Annotated in this window: 12 protein-coding genes; 7 read left to right on the forward strand and 5 right to left on the reverse strand. The window is 55.7% G+C overall.

Annotated features, from left to right (window positions below):
- Window positions 1–58 precede the first annotated feature (58 nt).
- A complete protein-coding gene (locus QGH09_09870; protein HJO18492.1) occupies window positions 59–2,599 on the forward strand; it encodes a TonB-dependent receptor in 2,541 nt (846 codons plus the stop codon).
- Between the two features lie 26 nt (window positions 2,600–2,625).
- Here QGH09_09870 and QGH09_09875 read toward each other — a convergent pair whose 3' ends face one another.
- Both QGH09_09875 and QGH09_09880 read right to left on the reverse strand, forming a co-directional pair.
- Entirely contained in the window at window positions 2,626–3,009 is a 384-nt protein-coding gene (locus QGH09_09875) for a hypothetical protein (GenBank protein ID HJO18493.1), read from the reverse strand.
- Between the two features lie 103 nt (window positions 3,010–3,112).
- Window positions 3,113–4,528, reverse strand: coding sequence for an aminopeptidase P N-terminal domain-containing protein (locus QGH09_09880; protein ID HJO18494.1), 1,416 nt, complete (start codon window positions 4,526–4,528; stop codon window positions 3,113–3,115).
- A gap of 208 nt (window positions 4,529–4,736) precedes the next feature.
- Here QGH09_09880 and QGH09_09885 point away from each other — a divergent pair, with 208 nt between their 5' ends.
- Together QGH09_09885 and QGH09_09890 are read left to right on the forward strand one after the other, a co-directional pair.
- Window positions 4,737–5,747, forward strand: coding sequence for a cyclase family protein (locus QGH09_09885; GenBank protein HJO18495.1), 1,011 nt, complete (start codon window positions 4,737–4,739; stop codon window positions 5,745–5,747).
- Between the two features lie 53 nt (window positions 5,748–5,800).
- Entirely contained in the window at window positions 5,801–6,097 is a 297-nt protein-coding gene (locus QGH09_09890) for a hypothetical protein (GenBank protein HJO18496.1), read from the forward strand.
- Between the two features lie 84 nt (window positions 6,098–6,181).
- Here the strand turns inward: QGH09_09890 and QGH09_09895 are convergent, their stop codons facing one another.
- From QGH09_09895 to QGH09_09905, 3 genes are all read right to left on the reverse strand, one after another.
- The gene (locus QGH09_09895; protein ID HJO18497.1) at window positions 6,182–7,234 is read right to left on the reverse strand and encodes a peptidyl-alpha-hydroxyglycine alpha-amidating lyase family protein; all 1,053 of its coding nucleotides are present in this window, start codon (window positions 7,232–7,234) and stop codon (window positions 6,182–6,184) included.
- A 120-nt stretch (window positions 7,235–7,354) separates the two neighbouring features.
- Complete coding sequence (locus QGH09_09900) at window positions 7,355–7,582, reverse strand: GMC oxidoreductase (protein ID HJO18498.1); 228 nt, start codon at window positions 7,580–7,582, stop codon at window positions 7,355–7,357.
- 217 nt (window positions 7,583–7,799) lie between these two features.
- Window positions 7,800–9,986 carry a DUF5916 domain-containing protein gene (locus QGH09_09905; GenBank protein ID HJO18499.1) on the reverse strand — a complete coding sequence of 729 codons (2,187 nt, stop codon included), beginning with the start codon at window positions 9,984–9,986 and terminating at the stop codon, window positions 7,800–7,802.
- A 366-nt stretch (window positions 9,987–10,352) separates the two neighbouring features.
- Here QGH09_09905 and QGH09_09910 point away from each other — a divergent pair, with 366 nt between their 5' ends.
- From QGH09_09910 to QGH09_09925, 4 genes are all read left to right on the forward strand, one after another.
- Window positions 10,353–10,712 (forward strand): hypothetical protein, encoded by a 360-nt coding sequence (locus tag QGH09_09910; protein HJO18500.1) that lies wholly within the window; start codon window positions 10,353–10,355, stop codon window positions 10,710–10,712.
- 357 nt (window positions 10,713–11,069) lie between these two features.
- Window positions 11,070–12,710, forward strand: a complete 1,641-nt coding sequence (locus tag QGH09_09915) for a hypothetical protein (GenBank protein ID HJO18501.1) — start codon at window positions 11,070–11,072, stop codon at window positions 12,708–12,710.
- Window positions 12,694–13,635, forward strand: a complete 942-nt coding sequence (locus QGH09_09920; GenBank protein ID HJO18502.1) for an SUMF1/EgtB/PvdO family nonheme iron enzyme — start codon at window positions 12,694–12,696, stop codon at window positions 13,633–13,635. The genes QGH09_09915 and QGH09_09920 overlap by 17 nt, the downstream gene beginning before the upstream one ends.
- A gap of 92 nt (window positions 13,636–13,727) precedes the next feature.
- A complete protein-coding gene (locus QGH09_09925) occupies window positions 13,728–14,414 on the forward strand; it encodes a DUF305 domain-containing protein (protein ID HJO18503.1) in 687 nt (228 codons plus the stop codon).

Below are 14,414 nucleotides of genomic sequence, written 5' to 3' on the forward strand. Positions count from 1 at the left end.
GGGCGTGGGTGAAGGCTCCAGCCTACACCCAAACGACCGAGAGAAAAAGTAGAGCTTCTTGCTGAAACGCCAAGAAAACATCGCCGTGAAACACGCCCGAAATGTCTATACACTGAGCCAGAGCACCTCGAACATGCGCCGACGATTCGTTACTTGCCTACGCGGTCATTGCTTTCTCACTGCACTACTTCTGTGCCCTGGAATCACTCTTGCCCAGGACACAGCTGCGGTTACCGGTATCGTCATCGACGGAACCACGGAGGCACCCCTCGCGAATGTTCGGATCTCAACCATGCAGGAAACGGTCGTGACGGGGCCCGATGGACGCTTCTCAATCACGCTGACTAATGAAGAGACCACTCTCCGCTTCGAGGCCGACGGGTATCTCGAGGTGACGCTACCGGCCGAAGGCGCGAATCTCGAAGTTCTACTGTTTCGCTACACCTTCGCTGAAACGGTCAATGTGGAGGCCGATGCCGTCGAATTGGAACGGCCGTCCACTAATCCCCTGGCATCCGAGGAGGTTCTTCGGGTCGCGGGCAGTATTGACAACATCTTTCGGGCTCTGGATACGTTGCCAGGCGTCGCCGCAACGGACGATTTCACGAGTCGGCTGGCAGTGCGCGGAGGTACGCCCGATCAAAATCTGACCGTGATGGACGGGATCGAGATTCATAATCCCTACCGTCTATTCGGAATTACCAGCGCCTTCAATCCTGAGACCGTGGAGAACTTTCAGCTGACTGCCGGGGGGTTCGGAGTCGCTTACGGAGACCGTCTCTCATCACTACTCATTGTCGACAACCGTCGAGGGCGGCGAGACCTGCAAGGAGCCACGGCCCTTAGTATCACGGATGGAAACATCGTCCTTGAAGGCACCACGCCAATTTGGAACAACGGCACGTGGCTTTTCAGTGCACGCCGTACCTACTATGACCTCATCCTCGACCGCATCCTCGAAAATCAGCAATTACCTGCATTCACTGACCTGCAAATGCAGACAAGCTGGGATTTCACTCCTGGACACCGGCTTAGCCTCACGAGCCTTCGGAGCGTCGAAGACGCCGACCTCGATTTTCGGATTAACCGAGACCGTCCTGGAGAGCAGGCGGACTTCGGGTCCGATGTACGGAACGACCTCGCGTCGGTCCGTTTCGACGCGGTCCTCGGCGCCCGCAGCACCTCCACCACGATCGCGTCTTGGTACCGTAATCGCGAATTTTTCGACTTCGACGGCAGGATACGCCTGGATGCTAAGCGGTCAAACACCGCCGATGATAAGTTGGCGTTCGGTTTAAGCACCATCATCTTTGATCGTTTGCTCTCTGTACGTGACCTATCACTTCGTCATGAACTCACAGTGCAAGCGACACCGGCCCATCTGCTCAGTGCTGGATTTGAAGTGCACCGTTTAAGGACCGGAGTCAACCAAACCATTAGCGGCGACCGGAATAGCTACGAAGCTAATGGGTCGAGTGTGGAGGGCGGGTCGGGCTTACCGGATAGCCTGGACTCTTCGCTCACCGGAACCCGGAGCGGTTTCTGGATTCAGGAATCCTTCACGCCTTCGTCACGCGTTTCGATTGAGCCTGGATTACGACTGGATTGGAACACAGTGAATGACCGGCGGACTCTTTCACCACGTATGGCAGCAAGCTACAGCCTCAATCCTAGCACCCGTCTTCGCGCCGCGGTTGGCTTATACACGCAGAGTCCGGGTTACGAAAAGCTCATCCAGTCAGATTATTTCATCGACCTCTCTGCAGCGCGCCAATTGAGACTCCTGTATGAAAAGGCCACACACGTCGTGGTTGGAATTCAAAAGAACCTCGGGAACAACTTAACCGCGCGCGTCGAGGGCTACCATAAGCGGTTTATCGATCTCCTGATCGGACGTCTTGAAACCGAAGCTCAACGACTCAGTCGCATCTCACAATACGATTTTCCTGAGAACCTGCAACAGAGCATCCCCAGGAGACCCCTCATTACAAGCGATCCCTCCAATGCCGGCGGCGGTGATGCACACGGTTTCGACATCCTACTCAATCACACGAATCCGTCTGCCCCGCTCACCGGATGGCTTTCCTATAATTGGGGTCGCGCATTTCGAAACAGCTATGGTCGACGCTACGCCTTCGAATACGACAGGCGTCACGCATTCAACGCTGTTGGACGGTATCGAATCACCTACAAATTTGAAGTGGCCGCTACCGCCAGGATCGCCAGTGGATTTCCCCACACGACCCCCACCGGACTACGAATTGCTGCTGTAGAAAACGACCTCGGCAGGCTCGTACCAGAGACAGACCTTGCTGGAAACCAGGTGTACACGGTCGACTACGGGAACGTCAACAACCTCAATAATGACCGGCTCCCACATTACACTCGAGTTGACCTAAGGCTCACCTACCAACCCGGAGGTCTCGAGGGCCGCTGGTCACTTTATCTCGAGGTGATTAATCTGCTGAACCGCAAGAACGCAATCGTGTTGGAGCCTCGACTTCAACATGACCCCGGGTCAACGCTGCCGCGTCTAACAGAGATACCAACCGGAGGCTTCCCTCGCATCCCCACGGTAGGCTTTCGACTACATTTCTAGCCGAACTCTACGCTCGGTTTCCTCTACTACGGGGTGATGTCGCTGACGATGGACACAGATACCATCACCCGGCCCGTGGCCTGGAGTTCTTCGATCAAGGGCTGATAGCCAGCATGCGCTGACAGTGTTGCAGTGCCAGCGGCCCACGCTTCCATGCTTTCGAACTCGGTTACCACAGTCAGAAGCCCACTACTCGCTCCGCCTATCGCAGTCCGCCAAATGCGCATCTCGACCGCAGGAAGAGTTTGCTCGTAGAGCACTTTCATTTTCTTCATTCCGGCCACGTAGGCGTCGACCTCATCCGCAGCAACCTCAATTGTGTTGACCTGTGCAACGGATTGCGCGAGCGAGTCCGCTGGCAGGGCTACCAGAAAGAGTGCTGCCGCACAGAGTCCAAGGACGATTCGCATAAAGATTCTCCTTAATTATGAATACGGTCAGAAATCCAGTCAGGACTGTCTATCACTCGCGTTGTTGAAAGCCACTACAACCCGTATCAGCTCATACGCCACTCTAGTCACCACCATAACGGTCTGTTAATCCGTCCTCCGCCATGAGTAATTCAATTTCATCAGGGTCAACCGGCACAAAGGCCGACAGGTTCTCGTAACCCGTCTGGGTTATGAGAATGACATCTTCCAATCGGATATACACACGGTCTTCGGGAATAGTCAGTGCGGGTTCAATCGTAAACACCATACCCGGCTGTAACACGTCAAAGGGCGCTGTAACGTCATGGACCTCCATTCCAACGAAATGTCCCAATCGGTTACTTGTGCTCTTACTGTAGCGGTCTACAAAACGTCTAGCGGCAGCTTCGGTCTTTGCACTCGTAAAGGAAAACGACCGAAGAATCTCCTTCATCTCGACCACAGCAGCACGAATGATTTCTTGCGGCGAAACGTGCGGGCGGATGGCCGCCATGAGCGCCTGATACAGACGCAGGTATACGGTATAACGCTCCCGTTCATCGTTATCAAAACGCCCATCCGCTGGAATCATTCGTGTAACGTCCGAAGAGTAGTAGTGGTAGTCCGGTGCGTAGTCGTAAAGCACCAAATCCTCTGGCTGAAGCACGCTTTGCGACGCGTGATAATGCGGATAATGGGCATTCTCACCGGCCGCAACCAACGCGAAGTACGCTGGGCCATTCGCATTGTGCAACCGGAAATAGAAATCACCTATTGCCGCCAACTCATATTCCTTCATGCCTGGCTTGGCAGAGCGCATGACGTCCAAAATGGCTTTGCCGGAGATACGTGTCGCTTCACGGATCATCGCGATTTCGAGAGGACTCTTTATCATCCGCAAGCGATCGAGAATGGGGTCGAGGTTTTGAACCTTCACTTCTGGTACCCGCGCCCGGACCTGTTCAATAAAGATTTTTTCACGTGAACGTCGTCCGTCCCACGGGTCCTGCTCCGAGGCGGCAGCGTGAGCCACAGCGCGCGCCGGGGTGCCGGCTGCTAGCGTTTCAGGTCTAAACGGGGTATAGACAGCCTGTCCCCTTCCTACCACCTCCGCGAGGTCATCGCTGAAAGCCTGGCGCGACCGCACCACCGAAATACCAGTCAGATATTCAGCCTCGTCACCGGGAGCTAACACCGGGCCCTCGGACCGCTCGGCCCGTTCGTTTCGAACTGGAAGGTAAAGTGTGGTGGACCGTGCTCGGCCATCCACCATCACCAGTGCACGCGGCACTTCGACGCCCGTCAAGTAATAGAAGTGATTACTTTGACGAAACGTGGCAAAGGCGGGAGGCTCTGTTGCGCCTTGCAGTATTGCGACTCCGTCGCCGACAGCGGCCATCACGTGCGCCCGCCGCTCAGCGAATTCCTCCGGTGGAAAGCTGTCATCAAAGAGCGGCTGCGCGTTAGCAACCCCGGTGAACAGGAGAAATAGAAGAATCCCAGTAGCACGCCAACTCATCACTGTCACCTCCACACTGACCCGTCAAAATGAGCAAGAAGGTCGGATTATATAGTCGTCAGCTTCGCCATCAAATACCAATATCCTGCCATTGCCGCCCCTTCAAGTAATGTCCACACCTTCGGGTTGTGGTTCGAGACGCCGCTCTATAGACTGCTCCCGTGCTAGCGCGCAAACACATCGGACACACAGCTTGGGGGATTCGCAAGTGACTGGCAATGTCTCTAATAGTGGAAAATCGATTCTCGTGAGCGCCTCGATTATTTTCTGTCTTCTGTGGCTCGGCCCAACTGGAACCAATACGCGCGCCCAATCGGCCAGGCCTATCAGTGCCGAGATTTTTGAGACATGGATGACGGAAATCTCCAACTGGGGGCGGTGGGGCACTGACGACCAGCTGGGTACTCTGAATTTGATTACGAACGAAAAACGTCGTGAGGCTGCCGCACTAGTCAAGGATGGCGTATCGGTATCTCTCGCGCATGACGTCGAGACTCACGAGGCCGTTGACAACCCACGCCCATTTACCATGACGATGGGAGGGCTGGAGGATGCAGGCCCGAGTGTTAGTGACCAGTGGACGGTGTCCTACCACGGATATGCGCACACCCACCTTGATGCACTGTGTCACTTCGCCCATCGGGGCCAGTTGTACAATGGCGTCCCGGACAATTCCATCACCGTCGACGGGTGCGCGAAGCTTGCGATTACCAATTTTAAGAACGGCCTCGTTACACGAGGCATTCTGATCGATATCCCTCGCTTGCGGGGAGTGGATTTTCTGGAACCAGGTAGCCCGATCTATCCAGAAGAACTCGAGGCGTGGGAAAAACAGACGGGGGTAAACGTCAGGAGTGGCGATGCCGTTTTCGTCCGTACAGGGCGGTGGGAAAAGCGTGCAGCAGAAGGTCCATGGAATATTGGAGACCGTGTCGCGGGCCTTCATGCGTCAACCGCCCAATGGTTTCGGGACCGCGACGTGGCCGTAGTTGGCACAGACCACGGAGCTGACGTGCATCCGTCCGGGATGGACGTAAGCCACCCACTCCACATACTTTTACTCGTGGCGATGGGCACCCCAATTTTTGATAACGTTGACCTCGAAAACTTGAGCCGCGCGGCGGATGAGCGGGGGCGTTGGGAGTTTCTGCTGACGGCTGCTCCGGTTCCAGTTCCCGGCGGAACAGGTTCGCCGCTGAATCCGATCGCTACTTTTTAATGGCCTACCCGAAGTAATCAATTGACCATGCCAAGCACTCGGAGGATCGGGGCATGCGCATCACAGTCGAGTCCACCAATGCAAGGGGGCAGCAGTCAACGTGGAGCTATGTCACGTTGTTCGACGGGGCTTTCCGTCCTGTCGCAGGCCAGGACTCTGCTGAAACGGCTGTCGAGATAATCAACGAAAGCACCACCCGGATCTCCAACGCAAGGAACGGCCGGGGCTACCAGGTGATCATCAACACCCTCTTAGAAGACGGGGACACCATCAACAATGAGTACGTTCGACTGGACGAAGACGGCAACATCGTCCGCGTGACTCATGCGACCTACAGACGTCTCGGGTGAACTCCCCGTTCTCAGACCCCAACAACCCGGTAATCAGCAACCCGACCGTTGAGATCGTTAATCGACAGACCAATAAACGGTGTCTTACGGTCTCACTCTCACGTATTTCTGTAACCTCCGAGGACGGGGTTCTCCACCATACAAGTTGCCGTGGCGATCTACCGCCACGAACTCAGCCCCATTGCCTGCGGTGTCCCGCGGATCGCCCCAAGGATAAAGAATAAACTCATCGATCCATCCCGTCTGCGCATCGCCAATTCTGATTCCCATTTCCCATCCAGGATTTTGGACGTCATCAGACTCCGAATCAGCAACGTAGATTCGTCCGTGGGTATCAAAGAACACTCCGCTCGGCCGCCCGAATTGTGTCCACACGGCAAGGACGTTCCCCTCTTGATCGAAAATCTGCACTCGATTGTTCGACCGGTCACCCACAAAGAGCCGGCCCAGAGAATCGATAGCAAGGGCATGCAGGTTTCGAAACTCACCAGGCGCATAGCCGGTTTGTCCCCAGGTTTTAATGAACGACCCGTCACTTGCGAACTTCATAACGCGGTTGTTCGTATCATCACCATGGCCGTCTCCCACGAAAATGTCACCGTTGTCGGCCACCACCACATCGCTCGGACCATTAAAGTGGTCCAGGTCGTCTCCGGGCACGCCCGGGGTGCCAAGGGTCATCAACACCTCTCCCTCCGGGCTAAACTTGATGACCTGGTGTCCTCGTGTCCCTTCTGGTGTTCGTGCAGCAGCCACAGCGTCGGTCACCCACACGTTACCGTCTGAGTCCACATCGATCCCGTGCGGCCAGATGAACATCCCACCGCCGAAACTCTGCACCACCTCACCGTCAAGATTGAACTTGAGTATCGGGTCCAAATCCGAATCAAGACACTCATTCCCAAAACGATTGGGAGCCGTTGCGTCGCACCTTACCACCGCCCAGATATACTCACCGCCAGGCTGGATCGTTACCCCTCCGACCGCTCCCATCTGCCGCCCTTCTGGCAACTTCGCCCAGCCGTCGACAGCGCGATACGGATTCGGGAGAGCCTGGGCAACGGCCTCGGACGCCATGCCAACGCACGCAAGCATGGCCCACACGGCCACCAATCCAATTCGACTTATATACGACATAATCACACCTCGTTTTGAACAAATAACCTGCCAACAGTGTTCCACTATTGTGAACCCGAAGATCCCAGTTACACAACAAGAACGTTAGACAGAAAGAACCGAATCAAAGCGCCGGCTAGCTTACAGGTTTCCGCGCCTCAATTCCTCTGCTAGATAGTCGCTCGCCCGCCAGGACGGTGCTAGGATGCTCAGCGTCGGATTTTTTTCCGATGCAGTGGTAAAGACCGAACCGTCCACTACAAATACGTTGTCTACGTCGTGCATCCGACTGTAGGCATCTAAAACTGACTGGTTAGGGTCAATGCCCATGCGGCAAGTGCCATGCTCACGTATCGCCGTGCCAGGTATATCGTAGGCCTTTTACGTTGAGTATATGGTCTTCCCGCGGATGCTTGCATTGTCAGAAGTAGTCTGGTCACCGAAAAACGCCCGTAACTGGGAATCCTTCAGCCGCCGGCTCCCCCAACAACTTCAACTCCTCGACAAACTCGGAGTCAACTACCGTCCAGTAACAGCACTGGCCACTCCCTAGTAGACACACCGCATCTGGAACTAGCCGAATAAATCAGAACCTGAACAACCGCGTGAACTTCACAACGAAAGAGCGGTTCTCAAGCCGCGGGAAACCTTCGAGGCCGGTATCCCGGCCATCGCTGTAGACAATAAACAGGTCGCTACCAGGTTCATATTCCCATCGAAAGCGAATATTCGTATCGACCGCCTTACTGCTTGAGTTGAACTGTAGTAGCGCAGCTAAGAACATCCTGGGGGAAACCGTAAAACTCGCACGCGTGCCTAGTAAGGTTGTCGTAAACGAGCCTTGGGGCAAATCAACGTCACTCACTGAAAGCCGTGGTTCAATAGCCAGTCGCGGCGTAAAGACCGCACGCCCTTGGTAGCCAACATCGCTGCGGGTGCCGCTATAGAAAGTACCGCGACTGAAAAAGAGCCTGCCTGACAGGCGTCGCTGTGTACCAAAATCATATTCGGTCCGGAGGTGGCCAAAGCTGTAACCACCGACAGGCAGGATGACGTCAGAGGTGAGCTTAAACTCTTCCGGCAACCCTTCGAATGAATCCGTGTACTGCAGGTTCCACCTATCGCTGTTCTCAAGCTCCATCTCTAATCGTAGTTTGCTTGCACGGGTTTCAAGAGTCCCCGTCATATCCGTAATGTAGTCAAAGCTGCCTTGATAGATCATTCGTCGCAGCCATGGAATTGAGCGGGGTCGCGGACTAAACCGGAACTGAGCAAAGTTTCGCCGGAAGTTATCACGGCGTACAAATCCGATCTCCGGGTTAAAATTCTTGCCCACAGTGAGATGCTCGGCAGTAATGCCGTAGAGGTCACCGGTGTAGTCGAACTTGCTCCGGTAGCTCGAATTGGATTCGGCGAGTCCTGGCGTGTCGGTTTGAGCGTAATAGTTTGTAAAGTTGATATTTTCGTAGAATCGGAGGTTCAGGTCAGCACCGTAGACCTGATTGACACCCAGGCCATTTTCAAGTCGGCTTCGGCGCGTGTAAATCACGCCAAAATTACTGCGCCGCAGCATGTCCCGCTTCACCCGAACCACGGAAAAATTCGTTGAGAGCGCGTCGGCCGAAGCGGAGTCGCCGGTCTGGATGTTGAGTAGCCCAATTGAATATGGACCCGCTCGGCCAGTCACGCGTCCACCGGCGCGAATCGGGACTTCGCTCCCACCTTCAAGACCAATACGCCGACTAAAAAACAGCACTGGCGTATCACTGGGAGGCCCTCCCCAATTGACCGCGCCCGTGTCGCCAAACGAAAATATTCCCTGACCTTCGAGAAAGAACTCGCGCTTTTCCGGGAAGAAAAGACTGAAGCGTGTCAGATTCACTTGTTGCTCATCGGCTTCGACCTGGGCAAAATCGGTATTCACGGTAAAGTCAGCGATGAGACTCCGGGTAAGTCCATACTTCACATCAATACCGACTTCACCTGTAAGGTCATTCGATCTGACTGGCGTCACTTTCTTGTTAGTGAATGCTCCGGAGATCGCGGACGGCTTTATCTCAAGGTTTTTGATGGTGGTTGGAGGTTCAATACCCACCAGCGTGGCAGCTGCTGACACCTGCATCATTCCTCGGGGACCGAGCGACGCCGGCACAGGACTCAGGAACGAAGACTCGTTCTTCCACTGGACCCGACGTGAGACATTGATTCCCCAGGTCTGCTCGCCGCCACCAGCCTTGAAACGCAGCGACTTGAATGGAATCATCATCTCAACCATCCACCCCTGCTCAAAAAGGCTCGTTTGGGCATCCCAAACAGTATTCCAGTCAAGATTCACGGCGCTTTCGTCGGTGACAAGGGCGTCCATCAATCCGCCAAGTGGATTTGTGGAAAAGTTCATACCATTTCGGCCATCGTGGAAGGTGTCGAAGATGACTGACAAGAGTTCGTTGCGCCATATGGCCCGCGCGTCTCGAGTCATTTCATCAGCCACCATTCGTTCCGGTTGACTGTCCCAGCAACGCGCTGACAGATAGATGTTGTCGTCATCAAACAGAATCCAAATTTCTGTCGGTTCAGTGGGCGGGGCTCCTTCATCTGGTAATTGCTGGATGAAGCCGTCTATCGCTGGCACAGTTTGGTAGACCGGGTCATCGAGTCGACCATCTACCACAAGGGGATTTGAGATGCGCACCGCGCGAACCGTCACCTGGCCATCGGCATCCTGTGTCTTCACAGCAGGTGTTCCAGGTACACTAGCTACCTCGCCGCTCATCGCACTACCCGACTGGGCTTGAATGGGGCGGCTAACAGCTGAAACCGAGAGGACAATCAGGAAAAGACCTAGCTGGAACCAAGGCGAGCGACGGCCGGCGCCGCCGTGTCTTCTTCTACACACCACTTACTGAGAACATCGACAGTGAAAAGGTAATTTGACCAGCATCCTTGACCAGAATCCACTGTACACCAAAATGGGCCCATTTTTCCAACATCTTGGGTTTCGCCTGAAGAGTTACGCTATATCTTGTAGTCATTTTCCTTTACATTCCTGCACTTCTATGATTTCATCCCCCCGATTCGTTGTAGGCGGCGTCGGCAAGTTAGTTTTCCGGTTCTCGGGATAACACTTAGGGGGAAATTAATGAGCTCCGATCGTATCCTTCTCGTTTTGATAGTCGTCGTTTCAGTCCTGGCGGCCATTCCACAAATAGCTAGCGCATTCGCGATGTGGGGACTTGTCCTCGTACTTCTCGGATTAATTGCTGGTTTTATGGGTGGATATGATTCAGATATGACGCAGCGAATACTGATCTACGTAATCGCAGCGACATTAGGTGGCATTTCCAATAGCCTGGATAGCATTATGGTTGTCGGGCCTTGGCTAAATGCAGTGCTTGACAACATGCAGACTGGGATTCAGGGCATCGCCGTAGCGGTCTTTATGCTAGCGATGTACGAAAGGATCATGCCTGCCCAGCAGACCGGCGGGTACCATCCGTAGGGCGGATTAGATGCGGGTCCGGGTCGGCGCAGGAAATCCCTTCCCGCCCCGCCTGCCGGTGCCCGCATCCCCTTCTTGTTTCTGCCCTGTTGGCGTGTGAGTGCGCCCGTCCCAGGGGGCGCACAGTGGGCGTGTGTCCGCTTGATCTTTGGCCTGGTCCTCCCTCCGCTGGAGTATTAGCGGCTTGCTGGCGGGGTCGGATTAGCGATTCGATCCTTAATCGCCTCTACTGTCCAGTGGGCCCGCGCCGAAGAAACACGCTCTGCTAATTCGAGTGCCACCTACAGTATTCCACTCTGAGTGGTTGCACCGGCGGCGGCTCTGCGGTAAAAGCAGTAGAACACCAAACACGGACCCATGGCATTCAACCGAAAACAGAAAGAACAACACTCGATGGCCGGCACTTCTGGACGGGCGCCACTCAGACCGCTGCACCAGTTTTTGGTGCCCTTGGCGCTGACGCTCAGCCTCATCCTGATGTCGCTCGTGCCGCGTGTGCAGGCCAACGCGACTCTCACATGGTCGTTCTGGGCGGCGGCCGCGGTGCTCCTGGTCTGGCAGGCCGCGCTCTTCCTGCACATGCGGCGACAGGCCGCCGGTCGGTCGTTCCACATCGAGCTCCGACTGCAGCATTATCTACAGGCTGCGCTGCAGGTAATCTTGTTCGCCTACTGGGGCTGGTACTGGCGGCCGGTCTACGACATGGTCTGGCTCATAGCTGCGCAGCTGGCGTTCGCCTACGCCGTCGACATACTGCTCGCCTGGTCGCTTCGCGACCGTTATGTTCTCGGCTTTGGTCCGGTGCCCATCACCCTCAGCGTCAACCTGTTCATCTGGTTCAGAGACGACTGGTTCTACCTGCAGTTCCTGATGATCGCGGTCGGGTTCCTGGGCAAGGCGTTCGTGCGGTGGCACCGTGAAGGCCGGAGTATGCACATCTTCAACCCGTCAGCCTTCTCGCTGGTGTGCTTTTCGCTGGTGCTCATCGCCACAAATACAACCGACCTCACCTGGGGTGAGGCGATCGCCACAACACTGGTCAGGGCGCCGAACATTTACCTGGTCCTGTTTCTAATCGGCCTGGTGGTCATGTATTTCTTTTCGATCACGCTCATCGCCGGATTCGCGGCGGCCGTGCTGTTCGGTTCGAGTGCCCTGTACGCCGCGGTAACGGGGGTCCCCTATTTCGTCGATTCCGAGATCCCGGCCGCGGTGTTTCTGGGACTGCATCTGCTTGTCACCGACCCGTCCACCTCGCCGAGAACACCGCTCGGCAAGATCGTCTTCGGCCTGCTGTACGGGCTGGGGGTCTTCGGGCTCTACTCGCTGCTCGGAGCCGTCGGCGCTCCGACCTTCTACGATAAGCTCCTGTGCTTGCCGCTCATGAACCTGGCCGTTCGACGGATCGACGCGTTCGTTTGTTCGGTCCGAGATTACCCCATGACGAGTCGTTGGCGTGTGGACTGGACTTCGGCTCGCGCCAACCTAGCTCACATGGCCGTCTGGATCGCGTTGTTCAGTGCGATGACGGCGATCGGAAAGACCGATGGAAGACACACGGGCGACAGCCTCCCATTCTGGGAACAGGCATGCGCAGACGGCCGCCGCAACGCGTGCGAGCGTTTACTCTCGATCGAATCGGTCTATTGTGGCGACAACTCGGGGTGGGCCTGCAACGAGCTTGGCGGGCATTACACGGTCGGAACGCTCGTAACGCCAGATCCTGAACTCGCGGCAAGCTATTTTTCGCGAGCGTGCGAGTTAAGATTCCAAGCCGCTTGCGTCAACCTCCTCGAACCAGGACGCTTCAGTAGGGCCAACCCGAAGACCCTAGACCTAAGACTCTTGTTACGCGAGCGGAAACAAAACTTAATGGAGATGCCCGAACAGGAACTTCATGAGCGCGCCTGCGAGCACAACTGGGTCTTCGCGTGCGACCGTATCGGCACGAATGAAGTCAGCCCCTTGAGCCCGAGAACTGATGGATCCCGACGATAGGCCGACGCGTTCGACGCCCCTTACCGGCTTAGCACTACTGACACTCCTCGTCGGTATAGCGGCAGTCTGGTTGTTCTTTCAAGCGCCATCGGCTGGACCGACTCAGCAATTACAGCCTGCGCTTGACTCGACAGCTGTGGCTGGATTCCTGACGGAACAATGGTTCCTGCCGGACACTGCGATGCTGGGATTCGTGGAAATTCCCGCTGGACCCTTTCTGATGGGAAGCGACGCGGCGGTCGATACCCTCGCCTTCGACAATGAGCGATGGTCTAGTGACCACGCGCAGCAAACGGTCGAACTCCCGACGTTTTATATCGGTCAATATGAGGTTACCGTTGCTCAGTTCAGAGCCTTCGTCGCTGCGACTGACTTTCGCGTGGATCCACAGATGCTAGAGAGCCAGCTCGATCATCCAGTCACCTCGGTCTCCTGGCCGGATGCGCTTGCGTATTGTCGATGGCTCGAAACTGCACTCAAGGAGTCTCCGGAAACGCCAGCCCAATTACGCGACTTGCTCCATGACCACTGGAAGATTGGTTTGCCAAGCGAGGCAGAATGGGAAAAGGCGGCACGGGGAACAGATGGCCGCATCTACCCGTGGGGGGACCGTCCGAGACAGAACCGAGCCAATTACACTGGGGAAGGCACGACCCCGGTAGGAAGTTTCGATTGCCCAGATTGTACTTTTGGTCTCTCTGACATGAGCGGGAACGTCTGGGAGTGGACACGAAGTCCCTATCAGCCCTACCCCTACACTCGTACGGATAACTTTGAAAACCTTGACAGTGACGCCCTCTGGGTTATGCGAGGAGGCTCGTTCATTGATTCAGAGCAGAATATCCGTGCCGCCGTTCGGGGTGGCGCTGATCCCGGTGCGCGCCGGCCATTTATTGGGTTTCGCTTGGTCCTATCGCACTTTTAAGAATTCCTAGAAACTATTAAAAAGACGCTTCCAACGCTCCACCACAATCAACATTCGCCTAGGGGGTCGACGATGGTATGCTCACCTAGGTGATGGCGTTTCAATATCTGGCTACCTTCGCCCTCGTTTTCCTAACCATGGCCTGCCGGTCGACCGGTGTCGACCCACTAACGCCAGATGTAAATACTGGACAGTCCGCGGGTGGAACACCTGCGCCCCTCTTGCAGGGTGGGGCTCCAGGAGAGGCAAGCCGGAATATCACGGTCGAGGAAGCAACGGACCTCTCCGGAATCCAGCACACAACAGCCGATGTAGCGTTTATGCAAGGCATGATTAGCCATCACGCGCAAGCCTTGGAAATGACTGCTCTGCTATACGAGCGGTCTACCTGGCAGGACATTCGCATGCTTGCCCAACGAATTGACGTTTCGCAGGCCGACGAAATCAGCATGATGCGGGCCTGGCTAGCGGTCCGTGACGAGGGAGTGCCCGGAAACGCGGAACACCACGCGGATGGCACGATGTTAATGCCTGGGATGCTGACACCAGACCAGATGGCCGAGCTGGCAGCTGCGACCGGGTCAGACTTCGACCGACTGTTTCTTGAATACATGATCATGCACCACCAGGGCGCGGTGGTCATGGTCGAGGAGTTGTTTGCGAGTCCCGGCGCGGCTCAGGAATCGCAGATTTTTAGCTTTGCTTCAGACGTCATTGCCGACCAGAGCATGGAGATCACGCGAATGCGCCGTATGCGTGGCATGCTCGAGGATGAATAA

The sequence above is a fragment of the Vicinamibacterales bacterium genome (genome assembly GCA_036012125.1).
In the GTDB taxonomy this organism is placed as follows: domain Bacteria; phylum Acidobacteriota; class Vicinamibacteria; order Vicinamibacterales; family UBA823; genus UBA11600.

Excerpts from the sequence above, each read along its gene's own strand:
- QGH09_09920 (HJO18502.1), top strand. The coding sequence starts at position 12,694 with ATGGATCCCGACGATAGGCCGACGCGTTCGACGCCCCTTACCGGCTTA.
- QGH09_09905 (HJO18499.1), bottom strand. The coding sequence starts at position 9,986 with ATGAGCGGCGAGGTAGCTAGTGTACCTGGAACACCTGCTGTGAAGACA.
- QGH09_09880 (HJO18494.1), bottom strand. The coding sequence starts at position 4,528 with ATGAGTTGGCGTGCTACTGGGATTCTTCTATTTCTCCTGTTCACCGGG.
- QGH09_09895 (HJO18497.1), bottom strand. The coding sequence starts at position 7,234 with ATGTCGTATATAAGTCGAATTGGATTGGTGGCCGTGTGGGCCATGCTT.
- QGH09_09875 (HJO18493.1), bottom strand. The coding sequence starts at position 3,009 with ATGCGAATCGTCCTTGGACTCTGTGCGGCAGCACTCTTTCTGGTAGCC.
- QGH09_09925 (HJO18503.1), top strand. The coding sequence starts at position 13,728 with ATGGCGTTTCAATATCTGGCTACCTTCGCCCTCGTTTTCCTAACCATG.
- QGH09_09910 (HJO18500.1), top strand. The coding sequence starts at position 10,353 with ATGAGCTCCGATCGTATCCTTCTCGTTTTGATAGTCGTCGTTTCAGTC.
- QGH09_09890 (HJO18496.1), top strand. The coding sequence starts at position 5,801 with ATGCGCATCACAGTCGAGTCCACCAATGCAAGGGGGCAGCAGTCAACG.
- QGH09_09915 (HJO18501.1), top strand. The coding sequence starts at position 11,070 with ATGGCATTCAACCGAAAACAGAAAGAACAACACTCGATGGCCGGCACT.